This is a genomic window from Catenulispora subtropica, from assembly GCF_039531675.1.
Classification (GTDB): domain Bacteria; phylum Actinomycetota; class Actinomycetes; order Streptomycetales; family Catenulisporaceae; genus Catenulispora; species Catenulispora subtropica.
In genome coordinates, this window is record NZ_BAAAQM010000001.1 from 409,946 (window position 1) to 424,647 (window position 14,702).

The window sequence follows — 14,702 nt, forward strand, 5'->3', positions numbered from 1 at the left end:
CGTAGCCTTCCCGCGAGCGGCCGCCGCGTCCCCACCGGGTCCGGGGGCCCAGCCGCCACCGGCATCTCGACCGCCAGGGACTTGACATGATGGGGCATGGGGTCCTCGCCGCCGCGCTGGCCGCGCGCGCCCACGACGGTGCGCCGACCGTCCTGGCCGCACCACCGGGGCGTGGCAAGTCCACCCTGCTCGCCGCGGTCGCAGAGCCCTGGCTGGCCGACGGCGGCCACGTGGTGTGGCTGACGGCGGCCCCGACGGACCGCACCGTCCCCTACGCGGCGATCGCGGACCTGCTGGCGGACGCCCCGGAACTGCCGGACGCCTGGCGTGAGGCCGTTCATCAGGCGCTGCGCCTGGCGCCGGGGGAGCCGGACCCGGTCGCGCTCCGGCTGGCCGCCCGCGCCTGCCTGGACGCCGCCACGCCGGCTGGCAAACGGGCCTTGGTCTTGGCGGACGACACGCAGTGGTGGGACCCGGCGAGCCTGGACCTGCTGGCCTATCTGGCCCGGCACGGAACCCCGGTGCTGGCGGCCACCCGGAACGGAGGCCCCGCCGACTTCCTCGGCCGCGACGCCTTGGAGCTGGCGGTGCCGCCGCTGTCCCGAGAGGAGACCGCAGCGATCCTCCAGGACCGTGCGATCGGCTACCGCGTCGCGGCCCGGGTGCACGCGGCGGCGGGCGGGAACGCGCGGCTGACGGTGGAGATCGCGCGCGGCCTGGACGAGGCCGCCGACGCGCTGGACGTGGTCACGATCCCGACCGCGGCACGCCGGTGCGTGCGCGCCTGGATCGACGAACTGCCCTCGCCGGACGCGGTGTGGCGGACGCTGCTGATCGCCGCCCTGGCCGCCGACGCGACGGTCCCGACCCTCCGCCGCACGGCCGGTCCGGACACGCTGGAGGCGCTGTCCCGCGCCGAGCAGGCCGGACTGATCGCGGTGGACATGCACGGCACGGCGTCGTTCCCGGCGTCGGCGGTGCGCGAGACCGTCCTCGCGGACGCCTCCCAGGAGACGATCCGCACCGCGCACCTGCTGCTGGCCGCGACCGCCACCGACGCGACGGACCGGCTGTGGCACCGCGCTTCGGCGGCCCGCGACCGTCCGGACGCGGAGGTCGCGACGGAGCTGGCGATCGCGGCCAGAGCGGTCCAGCGGCGCGGTGAGCCGGGACGCGCCGCGGAGTTGTGGTTGCTCGCCGCGGAGATGATGCCGGCGCGGGATGTCCTCAAAGTCCGGCCCGCCACCGACGCCCCGGTCCGCCGACCCGGATCAGACGCCGACGATCCGCTGCGCGCTGCCGACGGCCCGCTCCGCCAGCCCGGATCAGGCGCCGCCGATCCGCTCCCCGCTGCCGACGGCCCGCTCCGCCAACCCAGGTCAGCCGCCACCGGTCCGCTCCCCGCTGCCGACGGCCCGCTCCGCCAACCCAGGTCAGCCGCCGACAATCCGCTGCGCGCTGCCGACGAGGCGTCACCGGGCAAGACGCCTCTGCTCGGCGAGCACGCCGCACCGCCTTCAACGGCCCAGCCTTCCCGGCCCGCGGCCGTCTCCGCCCTCCTCCTTGCGGCGGCCACCGACGCGGCTTCGGCCGGCCGCCACGACCTCGCCCGCACCGCCGTGGCCCGTCTGGACCGCTCGGAGGCCGACCGCGCGGTCCGCGCCCGGGCCCGGCTGGCCGTCGTCGACGCGGCGGGGCAGGCGCTGGCCGGGCTCGACGACATCCTCGCCCGGGCCCTCGCCGACGCCGAGGCGGCGGACGATCCGGCCCTGCTGTCCGCCGTGCACCTGCGCGTCGCCTGGCAGGCGCACCTGGCGCTGGGACGCAACCGGCGTGCGCACGACGCGGCGCGGGCCGCGGTCCGATGCGCCGAGCTCTCGCAGGATCCTGAGTCGCGGGCCGTCGCCCTCGCGATGCTCGCCCGGATCGAGCAGCTGCGCGGCCAGCCCGCGCATCCGCGCATCCTGCGACGGGCCCTCGACCTCGCCCCGGACCCGGTGCCCGGCGCGCTGATCAACAGCCCTCGGTGGCTCGCCGTCCGCTTCGCCCTCTTCGACGACCGCCTCGACGAGGCCGCGCACCACTTGCGACAGCTCACGTCGTACGCCGAGCGCAGCGGCAGTCGCGGCGACCAGGCGATCCTTCTGCGGGGCGCCGTCGAGATCGACGCCCGGGCCGGGCGCGGGGCGGCCGCCGTGCGCAACGCCCGGCGCCTGGCCGAACTGCCCGGCGCCGAACGCGCCTCGCCCGGTCCCGTCTGGTTCACCGCGGCCCTCGCCGAGTCGGCCGGTGGCACGCTCGCGGAGGCGCTGCGGCTGGCCGAGCGCGGCAGCGCCGCCTCGACGCAGGAGGGCGACCAGATCTTCCTGACCCGCTGTCTGGCGCTGTCCGGCACGATCCGCCTCCTGCTCCGCGAGACCGCCGCGGCCGCCGAGGATCTGCGGCGCGTCCGCGCGATGGAGAACGACCAGGGCATCCGCGACCCCGCCACCATCCGCTACCACGCCGATCTCATCGAGGCCCTGACCGCGCAGGGGCAGCTCGCCGAGGCCACCGACGTCCTCTCCGAGACCCGGCACGCCGCCGAGCGTCTCCACCGCCGCGGGGTCCTGGCCTCACTCGACCGTGCCGAAGCGGTTCTCAAGGCCGCACAAGGCGACCACGCGCGGGCCGAGGCGCTGCTGCGCCGTGCCGACCACACCTTCAGCACGCTCGGCCTGCCCCTGGAGCGCGGCCGCGTCCTGCTCACCCGCGCGATGCTGGAGAAGCGTCAGCGCCGGGTGGCGAACGCCCGGACTCTGCACGGCCAGGCCGAGACGGTCTTCCGGCGGGCCCAGGCCCCGCTGTGGGAACCGGCCGCGAAGGCCCCCGAACCGGCGGCGACCACGCCGGCCCCCGATCTCACCGCCGCCGAGCAGCGGGTCGTCACCCTCGTCGCGGAAGGGCTGCCGAACCGGGAGATCGCCGCGACGCTGTTCCTGTCGATCAAGACGGTCGAGGCGGTACTCACCGGCGTCTACCGGAAGCTGGGCGTCCGGTCCCGCACCCAGCTGGCCGTCCTCTTGCGGGATGATTAGGGGAAACGCTCCAGTAACCGTATTCTTTCCGGGTGGCACGACGATCCGAGACCGACGACGCGTCGACCCCGCGCGCCGCGACCATCCGCGACGTCGCCACCCGCGCCGGCGTCTCGGTCGCGACCGTCTCGCGGGTGCTGACCGGCAACTACCCGGTGGCCGCCGCGACCCGCACCAGAGTGCTGCGCGCCGTCCGCGACCTGGACTACGTCGTCAACGCGCACGCCCGCGCGCTGGCCGGGAACCGCTCGAAGACCATCGCGGTGCTGCTGTCGAACTTCACCTCGCCCTTCTACAACCGCGTCGCCTCCGGCGTGGAGCAGCAGGCGACGGCCGAGGACCGGCTGTGCATGGTCAGCACCACCGGCGGCGACCCCGAGCGCGAGGTGAAGCTGGTGGAGACGCTGCGCGAGCAGAACGTCGACGCGGTCGTGCTGGTCGGCGGCGTGGTCGACACCCCCGAGTACCGCGAGCACATGGCGCGGCTGGCGCGGCTGCTGGACAGCGCCGGATCGCGGCTGGTGGTGTGCGGGCGCCCCTCGCCGGGCGAGAACCTGCCGGTGACGGTGGTCGAGTACGACAACGCCGGCGGGGCGTTCGCCGCGACCAGCCACCTGCTGTCCCAGGGGCATCGCAGGATCCTGTTCATCGGCGGCGACCCGGCCAACACCACGACCCGGGACCGGCTGGACGGGTACCGCCGCGCGATCGCGGCCTACGGCGTCGAGGAGGACCCCGGTCTGGTCATCGTGGGCAACCAGCTGCCCCAGTTCGCCTACGCCGAGCTCAAGAAGCGGCTCGCCGCCGGGCCGCCGGACTTCACGGCGATCTTCGCGTGGGACGACCACATCGCGGCGCGGTCGCTGGTGGCGCTGCGCGAGTCCGGGATCTCGGTGCCCGACGACGTCTCGGTGATCGGGTACAACGACGAGCGCGAGGCCCAGGACGTGTTCCCGGCCCTGACCACGGTGTCGATCCCGCACATGGAACTGGGCCGCGAGGCCGTTCGGCTGGCGCTGCACCGCGACGGCGCGGCCGCCCCGAACCAGCACGTCAGGCTGGGAACCCACATCGTGCTGCGGGATTCGGTGCGGCCGCGGATCAACCGGTGAAGGCCGGCTTCACCTTCAGCGCCTCGGCCAACCGCACCGCCTCCGGATGCCACTTGGACTCCCACTCCAGGGAAACCCAGCCCTGATATCCGAGTTCCCACAGGGCTGTGTAAAACTCCCCGAGCGGGACGGTGCCCGCTCCGAGGGGCAGCGGAGTCCGTTCGGTCGGCGACAGGACGTCCTTGACCTGCACATGTTTCAGGTACGGCGCGAGCAGATCCCGCGTCACCGCGATCGGCTCGCCGGTCCGCCACGGATGCATGACATCCCAGATGGCGCCCACTTTTTCAGAGACCTGAGACAAAACGCGAGCGATATCCACACCCTGTGGATGACTGTCGTGGGTCTCCAGCAGAACGCTGACACCATCGGGCAGCTCGTCGGCGATCGCGTTCAACCGCCGCACAGCCCGCGCGTCCGCCTCCCTGCCCGGCTCCTCGGCACCGGGGAAGACCCGCACGAACGGCGCCCCGAGGTCCCGCGCCAACTCGGCGTGGGCCACCGCGCCGGCGACGCACTCCTCGTCGCCGATCTCGCCGCGTGCCACTCTGACATACGACGCCACCGCCAACACGGTGACACCGCCGGACTCCAGGAGTTCACGGGCGGCCGCCCGCTCCTCCGGTGACAGCCCGACGTGCACGGGCTCGTCGTCAGCGGCGCGCAGCTCCAGCCCGAGCCAGCCGGTCGACCGCGCCAACGCGGTGACGTCGGCCAGCGGCATCCCCGAGCACCCCAGCGTGGAGAACGCCAGCGGCCAGTTCACTCGCCGTCCTCCTCGGGCAGGCGGTAGACCATGACTTTGGAGCGGTAGAACGCCGTGCCGCCGGGGTGCTCGGCCGTCAGGTACGGCGTCGCCGAGAACGCCCCGAGGGCGTTCGCCCCGAGTTCGTCCGCCACCCCGGCCGCGGTCCAGCCGCCGAGGTTCTCGATCCGCGACATCACACCGAGGTCGTTCATCGCGAAGGCGCCCGGCAGCTTCTCGTTCTCACCGCGCATCGGCTGCTCGGGACCGGCGACCGGGTAGCCGCCCTCGCGGACCGTCCAGCCGGCCGGCGCCGTCACCCGGTGGACGTGGATCTCGGCGCCGCCCTTCACGAAGGTCTGCGTCTCGATCTCCGCGCCCTCGACGCGCTCCAGCCCGGCGCCGGGCTCGGGCTCGAAGCCCGGGACGTGCCGCGAGCCGCCCCAGCCGTCGGCGACGCCGAGCGGCTCGATGGCACCGCGCGAGGTCACCCGGCCGTCCGGCGCGATCAGCGCGACGTGGTTGCCGATCCGCCGGGCCCACGCCTCCGGCGCGGTGTCCGGCGCGGTCACCGTGGAGAACGCCAGCGGCGAGTAGAAGACGTCGGTGTGCTCGTCGAACGGGGGCGTGTGGTGCCTCGCCTTATCGCTGCCGTGGTTCAGCAACCGCACCACACCGTCGTCCTCGGTCCCGCTCAGCAGCCAGCCGACCGGCGCGATCGACGACTCGAAGTCGCCGGTCTCGACCGGCAGCGGCGACTCAGGGCTCGTCCATACTCGGTGGTCGGCCGGAAGCAGCAGGCCGACGAAGCCCTTGGACGCCCAGTACGGCGAGGCGGGGCCGGAATAGTCCTGCACCATCGGCAGGAACGGGTCGTGCCAGCCCATGTTGAGCAGGCCGCGCGCGTCCGGGGCGCCGTGCTCGGCGAAGTGCTTCAGGATCCCGCTGGCCGCGCGCCGGGAAAGCCCGGCGTCGTAGGGGGAGCAGTCGAACATCTCCCCGATCCAGATCGGCGCGGCGGCCGCGAACCGGTAGGTCAGCGACCGGCCCTGGTGGACCGGTGCGCCGTCGGCGCCGAAGAAGTCGAAGTAGCGTTCCAGGAACAGGCGCAGCCGGTCCCGGTACACCTCGCGGGCGGCCAGCGCGCGGTCGTTGCGCGCCCCACCCTCGGCCATCTGCGTCCACAGCAGTGGATACAGGTGCATGGCCCAGCCGATGTAGTAGTCGAAGTTGCGTCCCGCGCCGTCGGTGTACCAGCCGTCGCCGACGTACCAGTCCTCCGTGGCGTCCAGGCCGCGCAGGATCTCGGACTCCTCGTAGCGGGCGCCGATGGAGGCGAGGAACTCCTCGGTGACGGTCTGGAAGAGCATCCAGTTGTTGGGCCAGGTGGGGTTGCCGACGAACTCGCCGAGCCAGTCGGCGACCAGGCCCTGGGTCCTGGGGTCGAGCTTGTCCCACAGCCAGGCGCGGGTGACGTGCAGGCCGAGGGCGATGGAGGCGGCCTCGACCATGGGCTGGCCGGGGCGGCCCTGCGGGATGCGGGGCCAGGCTTCGGGGTGGGCCGCGTCGGCACCGGCGGCCAGGCCCGAGGAGTAGCGCGCGATGAGGTCTTCGGCGACCGGCCCGCGGCCGGTGTCGGCGGCGATGCGCCACGCGGCGAGCAGGAAGGTGCGGGCGAAGCCTTCGAGCGCGTCGGAGTCGAAGCCGGAGCGGCTGGGCCGGCCCGGCAGCTCGTAGCGGGCGAAGGTCGGGGACCCGAACGGCTTGAGCGCGTCGAGCATGTGGTCGGCCTGCGCAAGCCAGTGGTCGCGGGTCCAGCCGGTGTATTCGGACAGCTTCCGGTCTTCGGGGACATCCAAGGCGCCGGCCATCAGGGCTCCTTGCGCTCGACGGTGAACACGGACTCCAGCCGGGTGGCACCGGCCTCGACCGAGCATCGTAGCCGAAGACGGAAAACGCTTTCCATCTCGCCGCGGTGTCCGGTCGTCTCGACGGTGTCCAGCTCCGGAGTCAGCACGACAGGCCCCTGCCAGGTGAGAACGCACCGCGCCTTCGCGCCTTCCCAGACCACCCGCCCGGCCTCGACCGTCGGCCGGATCCGGCTGATGTACAGCTCTTCGAGCGGCATGGCCCGGTCGGTCTGGAACCGGTCGACGACGACCAGGCTTCCATGGCGCTGCCAGGTGAAGCGGCGACCTACGGCGGTCAGGCCGGGCACCTCGTAGGCCGCGGTGAGATCCAGCGTGAGGATCGCGCCGTGGCCGGTCTCGGCGTAGCGCTCGACCTTCGCGGCCCGGTCGAGGCCCGGCAGCTGCCCTTGTCCGTCGATGAGCGGCAGCGAGTGGCCGTCGGCAGCGGTATGAATGTCCTTATACCGTGCCGCTCCGAAGTAGTCGGCGTTGTACTCGCCGGCGCCGAGATCCGCCAGCAGCGTCTCGCCTTCGGCACGGAGGATGAACTGGCCGACGTCCAGATGGTTGTGGAACTCGTCGTTGTGACCGCCCTTGGCAGCGAACTCCGCCGCTCCGCCGCGGTCGACGACCCAGGCCAGATCCGGCAGGTAGGCGGCGCCGGGTTCGGTACGCCGGCCGAGGACGCGCTCGGAGGTCCACTCGATGTTCCGCGCGACGTGCACCCATCTGTGGCAGAAGTCTGATGCGAAGCTCGGCACCGCGGCCAGGTAAGGCACCGTCACCCCCAGCCGCTCCACCAGACGGGACATCAGGCCGGTCGGGATGGCGGCGGTCTCGGAGCCGTCCGAGAAGCTCGGAAAGCGGCCGTCGCCGAACGCGACCCGGGCCGGGAACGCCGCGATCTCCCTGACCTTCTTGTCCAGCAACAGATCCGGGCCTCCGCGCTCGCGCCAGGCTTCGGCGAAGTAGGCGAAGTATCCGAACCCGTAGACCCAGTAGTCCATGCCCTCGGAGCATCCGCCGTCGTCCGGGAACTGCGCGAGGTAGCGGACCATGGACTTCTGCGCGCGCTTGAGGATCATCGCCAGCCGCTTGGCGTCATCCGGGAAGAACGCCAGTGCCGCCATACCGACGCCCCCGGCGACCACCGCGAGCCAGTTGTTCGTCATCTTCTCGAACGCCATCGGCCGCTGGTCGTCGGCGAACGGGATGAAGACGCGGTCGAGCAGCTCTTCGCGGCACCGCATCACGACGTCCTCGGGCAGCAGCGGCCCGAACCGCGCGATCAGCTCCGCGACCGTGTGCGCGGTCTCCGCGGCGAACAGGTCGACGCAGCGCCGCATGTCGTCGTCACGGGCGTGGTACGCGTGCGCGGGCAGCGCCCAGGTGTACTCGTCGCAGGTCCGCCACAGCTCGTCGGCGAGGACGCTCAGGATGTCCTCGCCGACGGAGCCGTCGCCGCCTTCCTTGCGCACGTCGAACAGCGCCGCAGCTCCGGCCGCGACCAGCCGCCCACGCCGTTCGAAGTAGGGGTGCTCGTACCCGTAGCGGTACCCGGTGTCCTGGTACTGGCGGTACAAGCTGTACGTCAGCTCGGGCGCGGCGGCCCCGGCCGCCCTCGCCACGACGTCGCGGACTTCGTCTTCCAGGGCGGCCAGGTAGGTCATGCGCCGATCATCTCTCAGCCGTGGGTCTTCGCGTATTCGGCACCGAGCTCCGCCGCGATCTGGTCGCCGCCGTTGCCCTTCCACTTCTTGATCACATCGTCCCAGGAGGACAACGGCGCCTTGCCGGTGATGATCTGGTTCAGCCCGTCCTGCATCTGCTGGAGGAGCGTCGGCCACTGCTTGTTCCGGGTCGCCGACTGGATGCCCAGGCTCGGGTCGGCCACGCCGAGCGGGACGATGTCCTGCTGCGCCTTGTAGCAGCGCTTGGCCGCCTCCGGCTGGCCGGCGATGTAGTTCACCAGCGGCGCCGCCATGACGTACTTGAACGGCACGTTCACCGCGTTCTCGATCTTGCCCAGCTCGGTCGGCACCGACGGTCCGCCGTCCTTGCCGCGCGTGAAGTGCGTGCCCTCGATGCCGTAGTTGATCAGCTCCCACTCCTTGGAGCCGAACGGCGCGGCCAGGAAGTTCAGGACGCCCAGCAGCATCTTGATCCGCTCCGGCGCCGCCTTCTTCAGCACGGTGTAGCCGAAGTAGCCCGGCGTCAGCCACGGCGTGGGCTTGGCGCCGGTGTCGAAGGGGCGGACGAAGTCGGTCTTGAACTTCTCGTTGACCGCGTTGGCGTAGCCGGTGAACCCGCCGAAGCCGTCGGTGGTGGTGACGTAGGTCCCGTTCTGGAAGTTCGTCTTGCACTGGGTGCTGGACACGGTCAGCGCCGCCGGGTCGTACAGGCCCTTGCTGTACCAGTCGGCCATGGTGGCGATGGACTGCTTCATACCGTCGGTGCCGTACGCCGTGGTGAACTGGCCGTTCTGCAACGACCACAGGTTCGGCGTGCCATGCGTTCCGGAGTGGTTCAGGTAGCCGAACGACGCCACCTTGTTGGTGCCGAGCGCGAAGTGTCCCTGGGTGTTCAGCTTCACCAGACCCGCCGTCAGCTCCTCCTTCTTCAGGCCGCCCGGCGTCGGGTTCCAGATCCCGGCCTGCTCGAAGAGGTCGGAGTTCGCGAAGAAGGAGTTGCCCAGACGCGGCCGGTGGATCGGGATGCCGTAGTAGTCGCCGCCGACACGGCCCATCGAGTCCCAGGAGAAGTGCGGGATCGCAGCCAGGTTCGGGAAGTCCTTGGCGCCCTTGTCCCCGGCCAGATACTGGCCCAGCGGTTCGCACTTGGCCTGGAGGAACTGCGCCTCGTTCGGCAGCTGGTACAGCCCGAGCATGATGATGTCGGGCAGGTCCGAGCCGGCCATCATGGCGCCCAGCTTGGTCTGCCAGTCGCCGTCGGTGACCATGGTCAGCTCCAGGTCGACGCCGACCGCGTCGTTGACCGCCTTCCACAGCTTGTTCTCGTCCGGCCCCTTGGGCTGGGTGCCGTAGGTGACGATCAGGGCCCGCACCTTCGAGCCGTCGCCGGGCTTCGTCGGCACCGACTGCACCAGGTTCGACGGGTATTGCAGGAACGTGTCCTGCACCCCGGCCGCCGTCCCGGGCATGTCCGGGTTCAGGCCCTTCACCGGAGTGTAGGTCGGCCACTCCACCAGCTTCTTGCCCACGTTGGACTGCGCGCCGCCGGAGGAACCCCCGGTCTTCGAGCTGCCGCAGGCGGCCAGAGCCGGGGCGGCTGCGGCGGCCACAGCGACCGCGCCGGTGGTGCGCAGGACGTTCCTGCGGGAGATCTCGTGCGACATGCGGTGCGTCTCCTTAACTCTTGACGGCGCCGGTCATGACGCCCTTGGTGAAGTAGCGCTGCAGGAAGGGGAAGGCGGCGGCGATCGGCACGATCGCGATCACCACCAAGGCCGAGATGGCCTTCATCGGCGCGATGCCGGTGACGTCCAGACCGGCTTCCGCGTTGGGGTTGTTGCCGGCGATGACGAAGCCTCGCAGCACCGTGGACAGCGGGTTCAGCGAGCCGCCGTTGGTGTAGAGCATCGCCCGGAAGTAGTCGTTCCAGTAGCCGACGGCGTAGTACAGGCCGACCACGGCGATGATCGCCTTGGACAGCGGCAGGACTATTCGGAACAGGGTCCTGATGTCGCCCGCCCCGTCCAACCGCGCGGCCTCGTAGAGCTCCTCGGGGATGCCCTGGAAGAAGCCGCGCATGATGACGAGGTTGAAGACGTTGATCATCGCCGGCACGAACAGCGCGGCCAGGTGGTCGAACAGCTTCAGGTCGGTGACCACCAGGAAGCTCGGGATCATCCCGGCCGGGAACAGGAACGTGAACAGGATCGCCAGCAGGATCGGCTTGCCGGCCAGGACGTTCGGCCGGGACAGCGCGTAGGCCAGGAACGTGGTGGAGGCCAGGCTCAGCGCCGTGCCGATCGCGGTGACCAGGACCGAGACCCACAGCGCGTGGCCGATGGTCCCGCCCTTGAAGACGTTGGTGTAGGCGGAGAAGTCCAGCTTGTCCGGCCACAGCGACCAGCCGCCGTTCGCGTTCACCTCGGCGTCCGAGGACACCGACGTGGCGAACACCAGCCAGAACGGCACGGCCACCAGGGCCAGGATGACCACGACCGCGACCGCCTTGACCGCGCTCACGGCCGGCTTCGGCCGGCCCATCCACACCGGGCGCAGGTTCGTGCCCTCGACGCTCACTGGTAGACCCCCTGCTCGCCGAGCTTGTGCGCGATCTTGTTGGCGGCGATCACGAGGATCATCGCGACGATGCCCTTGAGCAGCCCGGCGACCGCCGCGATCGAGAACTGTCCGCTCTGGACGCCGTGGTAGTAGACGTAGGTGTCGATCACCTCGGCGGCGGCCGGCGTGAAGGTGTCCCGCTGCTGCATCACCTGGTCGAACCCGACCGACAGGATGTCGCCGACCCGCAGGATCAGCAGCAGCACGATCACCGGCCGGATCGAGGGCAGGGTGACGTGCCAGGTGCGGCGGGCCCACCCGGCGCCGTCCAGCGCGGCGGCCTCGTACAGCGCGTCGTCCACCTGGTACAGCGCGGCCAGGAAGATGATCGTGCCCCAGCCGCAGTCCTTCCAGACCAGCTCCAGCAGCATCATCGGCTTGAACCAGGACGGGTCCCGGAAGACGTCGACCACCACGTGGTGCGAGTCGCTCGTGAGCAGGCTGTTGACCATCCCGGAGGGGCCCAGCACCTGCACGAACAGCCCGACAACGACCACCCACGAGATGAAGTGCGGCAGGTAGACGAAGCTGACCACCAGCTTGCGCACCCAGTTCCGGGTCAGGCTGAACAGGAACATCGCCAGCGCCAGCGGCACCGGGAAGTAGAACAGCAGCTGCACCAGGGCCAGCTCGAAGGTGTTGCCGACGGCGTGCCAGAAGTCGGGGTCGTCGAACAGGGTCGTGAACTGCTGGAAGCCGACCCAGGCGCTGTCCTTGACGCCGACGAAGGGCACGTAGTCCTTGAAGGCGATGACGTTCCCGAGCTGCGCCAGGTACTGGAAGATCCCGAAGTACAGCACGCCCGGCAGCATCATCAGCAGCAGGACCTTGTCCCGCCGCAGGCGCGCCCAGCGCGGCATGCGCGGCGCGGCGGCGTTGGCAGCCATTGCCGGACCTCCCTTCCGCGGTAGCCGTTCGCATCGCCGTTTCGGTGCGATGGGACGCGAACCTAAAACGGTTACTGTCCCGCGTCAAGTGATCGAGGTCGACGTAGCCGACTTGTGATCTGGCATGACGTCAACGTGGAGATCTTGACCTCGCGCTCAGCGCCACCTACAGTCCCGGTGCTACGAAACCGGTTACACACCCCCAGCGTCTCGGCCGCCGCCGAGCGGGCATACCTGTACCGGCACAGACTTCGCTCCGACTGGGAGGGGACCCCATGGCCGGCCGTGTCGCCGCCGTTCTCGCCATGCGCCCGGACGTCGCCGACGCGGCGTTCCCGGCCGCCTCGCGCGCCCGCCTCGACGCCCTCGTGGCACTCGACCCCGGCCCGGTCCTGACGGACTTCGGCACGCCGCGGGCCCGGGAGGCGCTGGCCGGCGCGGAGGTCCTGCTGACCGGCTGGGGCTGCCCCGTGCTGGACGCCGGAGTGCTGGACACCGCGCCGCGCCTGCGCGCCGTGATCCACGCGGCCGGTTCGGTGAAACACCATCTGGGCCCGGACTTCTGGGCGCGCGGGATCCTCGCCTCCTCGGCGGCCGACGCCAACGCGTACCCGGTGGCCCAGTTCACGCTGAGCGTGATCCTGCTGTCCGGGAAGCGGACCTTCGAGATGGCACGGCACTACGCCGAGGGCGGCTTCAAGGACGCGGCGACCTCGCCGCGGTTCGGGAACGCCGGCCGCACGGTCGGCGTGATCGGAGCCTCGAGGATCGGCCGCCTGGTGGTGCCGATGCTGGCCCGCGAGGGGTTCCGGGTGCTGGTGTCCGATCCGACGCTGACCGCGGCCGATGCCGCTGCGCTGGTCCCGGCACCGTGGTCGGTGGAGGTGGTCGGACTCGACGAGCTGCTGCGCCGCAGCGACGTGGTGACCGTGCACGCCCCCTCGCTGCCGGAGACCCACCACCTGCTCGACGACGCGCGGCTGGCCCTGATGCGCGACGGCTCGGTGCTCGTGAACACCGCGCGCGGCGCGCTGGTCGACACCGACGCCCTGGCCCGGCACTGCGCCGCGGGCCGGATCGACGCCTTCCTGGACGTCACCGACCCCGAGCCGCTGCCGCCCGGCCACCCGCTGTTCCTGCTGCCGAACGTGGTGGTGACGCCGCACCTGGCCGGGGCCATGGGCTCGGAGGTGGCGGGCCTGGGCGACTTCGCGATCGGCGAGGTCGAGCGCTACGTCCGGGGTCTTCCCCTGCGCGGGGCGGTCCGTGAGGATGATCTCGCACGCATCGCTTAGGGGCTTCCTTGGAATCCGAGCCCACGCCGAGCATCGAGCGGATCCTCAGCGAGGGTTTCCTCGCGCCGGTGCGGGTCGAGGACCGCACCCCCGACGTCTCAGCGCCCTGCTGGGCGACGATCGTCACGGGACCACGGTGGACCGGCACGGCGCGCGGGCGAACGACTTCGAGGGCCACCGGCTCGCCGAACACCCGGATTTCCTGACCGTGCCGGCGCGGGACTTCCTCCGGCACACCTGCCTCGCGGCCGGCGCGTGGCCTTCCCCGGCCACGATCGAGACCCACGGCCCCGCTCTTCGCAGGTCCGGCCGCCGGCTACTTCGCGATCTTGGCTATGTCCACGACCTGCGCCGCCGGCGGCGGGTTCAGCGTCACAGGGCTGTCGTAGTCCAGGAACTCCAGCGTCCCGCCACCCGGCGGCAGCACGCGCAGCAGCCAGGGCGACCCGTCGATGGCGACGTAGACGCGCGAGTCGTTCTTGCCGGACAGCACGATCGACTTGGTGCCCCGGATGTCCTTCTGGCCGTCCTTCTCCAGCGAGCCCACACCCTGCATGATCTGCTGCACCAGCTGGCGCGGGTCGGTGAGCGAGGCGAAGGTCTGGTACTGCGCGTCGGCCGGGCCGATGTGCAGGTAGTTGACCTGCATCGCGCTCACCGTGATGTCGCCGGGCGTGCTGGCCGCGGACGTGGGGCTCCCCGAGGACCCGGACGCTCCGGAAGCCGTGGGCGCGCCCGAGGACGGTGATCTACCCGAGGTCGGCGACTTGCCGGAGGTCGGCGACTTCCCGGGGGTCGCCGCGGCGCTCGACCCCGAAGTGGGGTCCGAGGTCGGCGTGGGGGGCGCGGCGGCACTGTCGCCGAACCGGGCCACCACCGAGCGGTAGAACTGCTCGTCGCCCTTCACATAGACGTCGGGGCCGATCCTCAACAGCTCAATGACCTCGTTGTCTATCGTCACCGTGCCGGAGGCGCCCTTGTCCTTCACCAGCCGCACGTCCAGCGCGACGTGCTCGCCGCCGGACGTGAACTGCCCCTGGATGTGGACGCTGCTCGCGGCGACCACCGCGTCCTCGGCGGTGGTCACGATCGCGCCGGTCGACTTGGTCGCCACACCGTTCTTGCCGGTGGAACCGCAACCGGTCAGGACCGCCAGGGCTGTCACCGCCGCGATCGCCAAGACGTTCGCTCGGACGGCGGTTTCTCGGGGGGTGCGCACGATACTCCAGTCGGTCGGTGACGGGCACGAGACTAGACGGTCCGCGCCCGCGGCGGGAATGGAGTAGCGGAGCCTGCCGCGCCACCCCCGGAACCGGTAGCCTGATCGCATGATCGGACCCGCGGCGCGGCGCGGCCCGCGGCGTTT

11 protein-coding genes are annotated in these 14,702 nt (G+C 71.4%); 4 read left to right on the top strand and 7 right to left on the bottom strand.

The genetic code is table 11. The features are described 5' to 3' along the window. The first annotated feature begins 86 nt into the window (after positions 1 to 86). The gene (locus ABD466_RS01780; protein ID WP_344655092.1) at positions 87 to 3,077 is read left to right on the top strand and encodes a helix-turn-helix transcriptional regulator; all 2,991 of its coding nucleotides are present in this window, start codon (positions 87 to 89) and stop codon (positions 3,075 to 3,077) included. Between the two features lie 32 nt (positions 3,078 to 3,109). Then, complete coding sequence (locus tag ABD466_RS01785) at positions 3,110 to 4,189, top strand: LacI family DNA-binding transcriptional regulator (RefSeq protein WP_344655093.1); 1,080 nt, start codon at positions 3,110 to 3,112, stop codon at positions 4,187 to 4,189. On the opposite strand, the gene ABD466_RS01790 is transcribed toward ABD466_RS01785, so the two are convergent. Genes ABD466_RS01790 through ABD466_RS01815 form a run of 6 tightly spaced genes read right to left on the bottom strand, consistent with a single transcriptional unit; the run spans position 4,179 to position 12,041 of the window. Further along, positions 4,179 to 4,955 (bottom strand): sugar phosphate isomerase/epimerase family protein, encoded by a 777-nt coding sequence (locus ABD466_RS01790; protein ID WP_344655094.1) that lies wholly within the window; start codon positions 4,953 to 4,955, stop codon positions 4,179 to 4,181. The genes ABD466_RS01785 and ABD466_RS01790 overlap by 11 nt on opposite strands. Next, on the bottom strand, positions 4,952 to 6,805 hold the full coding sequence (locus ABD466_RS01795; RefSeq protein WP_344655095.1) for a DUF2264 domain-containing protein: 1,854 nt from the start codon (positions 6,803 to 6,805) through the stop codon (positions 4,952 to 4,954). The genes ABD466_RS01790 and ABD466_RS01795 overlap by 4 nt, the downstream gene beginning before the upstream one ends. Next, positions 6,805 to 8,514 carry a heparinase II/III domain-containing protein gene (locus ABD466_RS01800; protein ID WP_344655096.1) on the bottom strand — a complete coding sequence of 570 codons (1,710 nt, stop codon included), beginning with the start codon at positions 8,512 to 8,514 and terminating at the stop codon, positions 6,805 to 6,807. Before ABD466_RS01800 ends, ABD466_RS01795 begins: the two co-directional genes overlap by 1 nt. A gap of 14 nt (positions 8,515 to 8,528) precedes the next feature. After that, positions 8,529 to 10,199 carry a type 2 periplasmic-binding domain-containing protein gene (locus ABD466_RS01805; protein WP_344655097.1) on the bottom strand — a complete coding sequence of 557 codons (1,671 nt, stop codon included), beginning with the start codon at positions 10,197 to 10,199 and terminating at the stop codon, positions 8,529 to 8,531. A 13-nt stretch (positions 10,200 to 10,212) separates the two neighbouring features. Beyond that, positions 10,213 to 11,112, bottom strand: a complete 900-nt coding sequence (locus ABD466_RS01810; protein WP_344655098.1) for a carbohydrate ABC transporter permease — start codon at positions 11,110 to 11,112, stop codon at positions 10,213 to 10,215. Beyond that, the gene (locus ABD466_RS01815; protein ID WP_344655099.1) at positions 11,109 to 12,041 is read right to left on the bottom strand and encodes an ABC transporter permease; all 933 of its coding nucleotides are present in this window, start codon (positions 12,039 to 12,041) and stop codon (positions 11,109 to 11,111) included. The genes ABD466_RS01810 and ABD466_RS01815 overlap by 4 nt, the downstream gene beginning before the upstream one ends. A 275-nt stretch (positions 12,042 to 12,316) precedes the next feature. Here ABD466_RS01815 and ABD466_RS01820 point away from each other — a divergent pair, with 275 nt between their 5' ends. Both ABD466_RS01820 and ABD466_RS01825 read left to right on the top strand, forming a co-directional pair. Then, positions 12,317 to 13,336, top strand: coding sequence for a hydroxyacid dehydrogenase (locus ABD466_RS01820; protein ID WP_344655100.1), 1,020 nt, complete (start codon positions 12,317 to 12,319; stop codon positions 13,334 to 13,336). An 8-nt stretch (positions 13,337 to 13,344) separates the two neighbouring features. Beyond that, a complete protein-coding gene (locus tag ABD466_RS01825; RefSeq protein WP_344655101.1) occupies positions 13,345 to 13,542 on the top strand; it encodes a hypothetical protein in 198 nt (65 codons plus the stop codon). Between the two features lie 110 nt (positions 13,543 to 13,652). Here the strand turns inward: ABD466_RS01825 and ABD466_RS01830 are convergent, their stop codons facing one another. Beyond that, on the bottom strand, positions 13,653 to 14,555 hold the full coding sequence (locus ABD466_RS01830; RefSeq protein WP_344655102.1) for a hypothetical protein: 903 nt from the start codon (positions 14,553 to 14,555) through the stop codon (positions 13,653 to 13,655). Positions 14,556 to 14,702 lie beyond the last annotated feature (147 nt).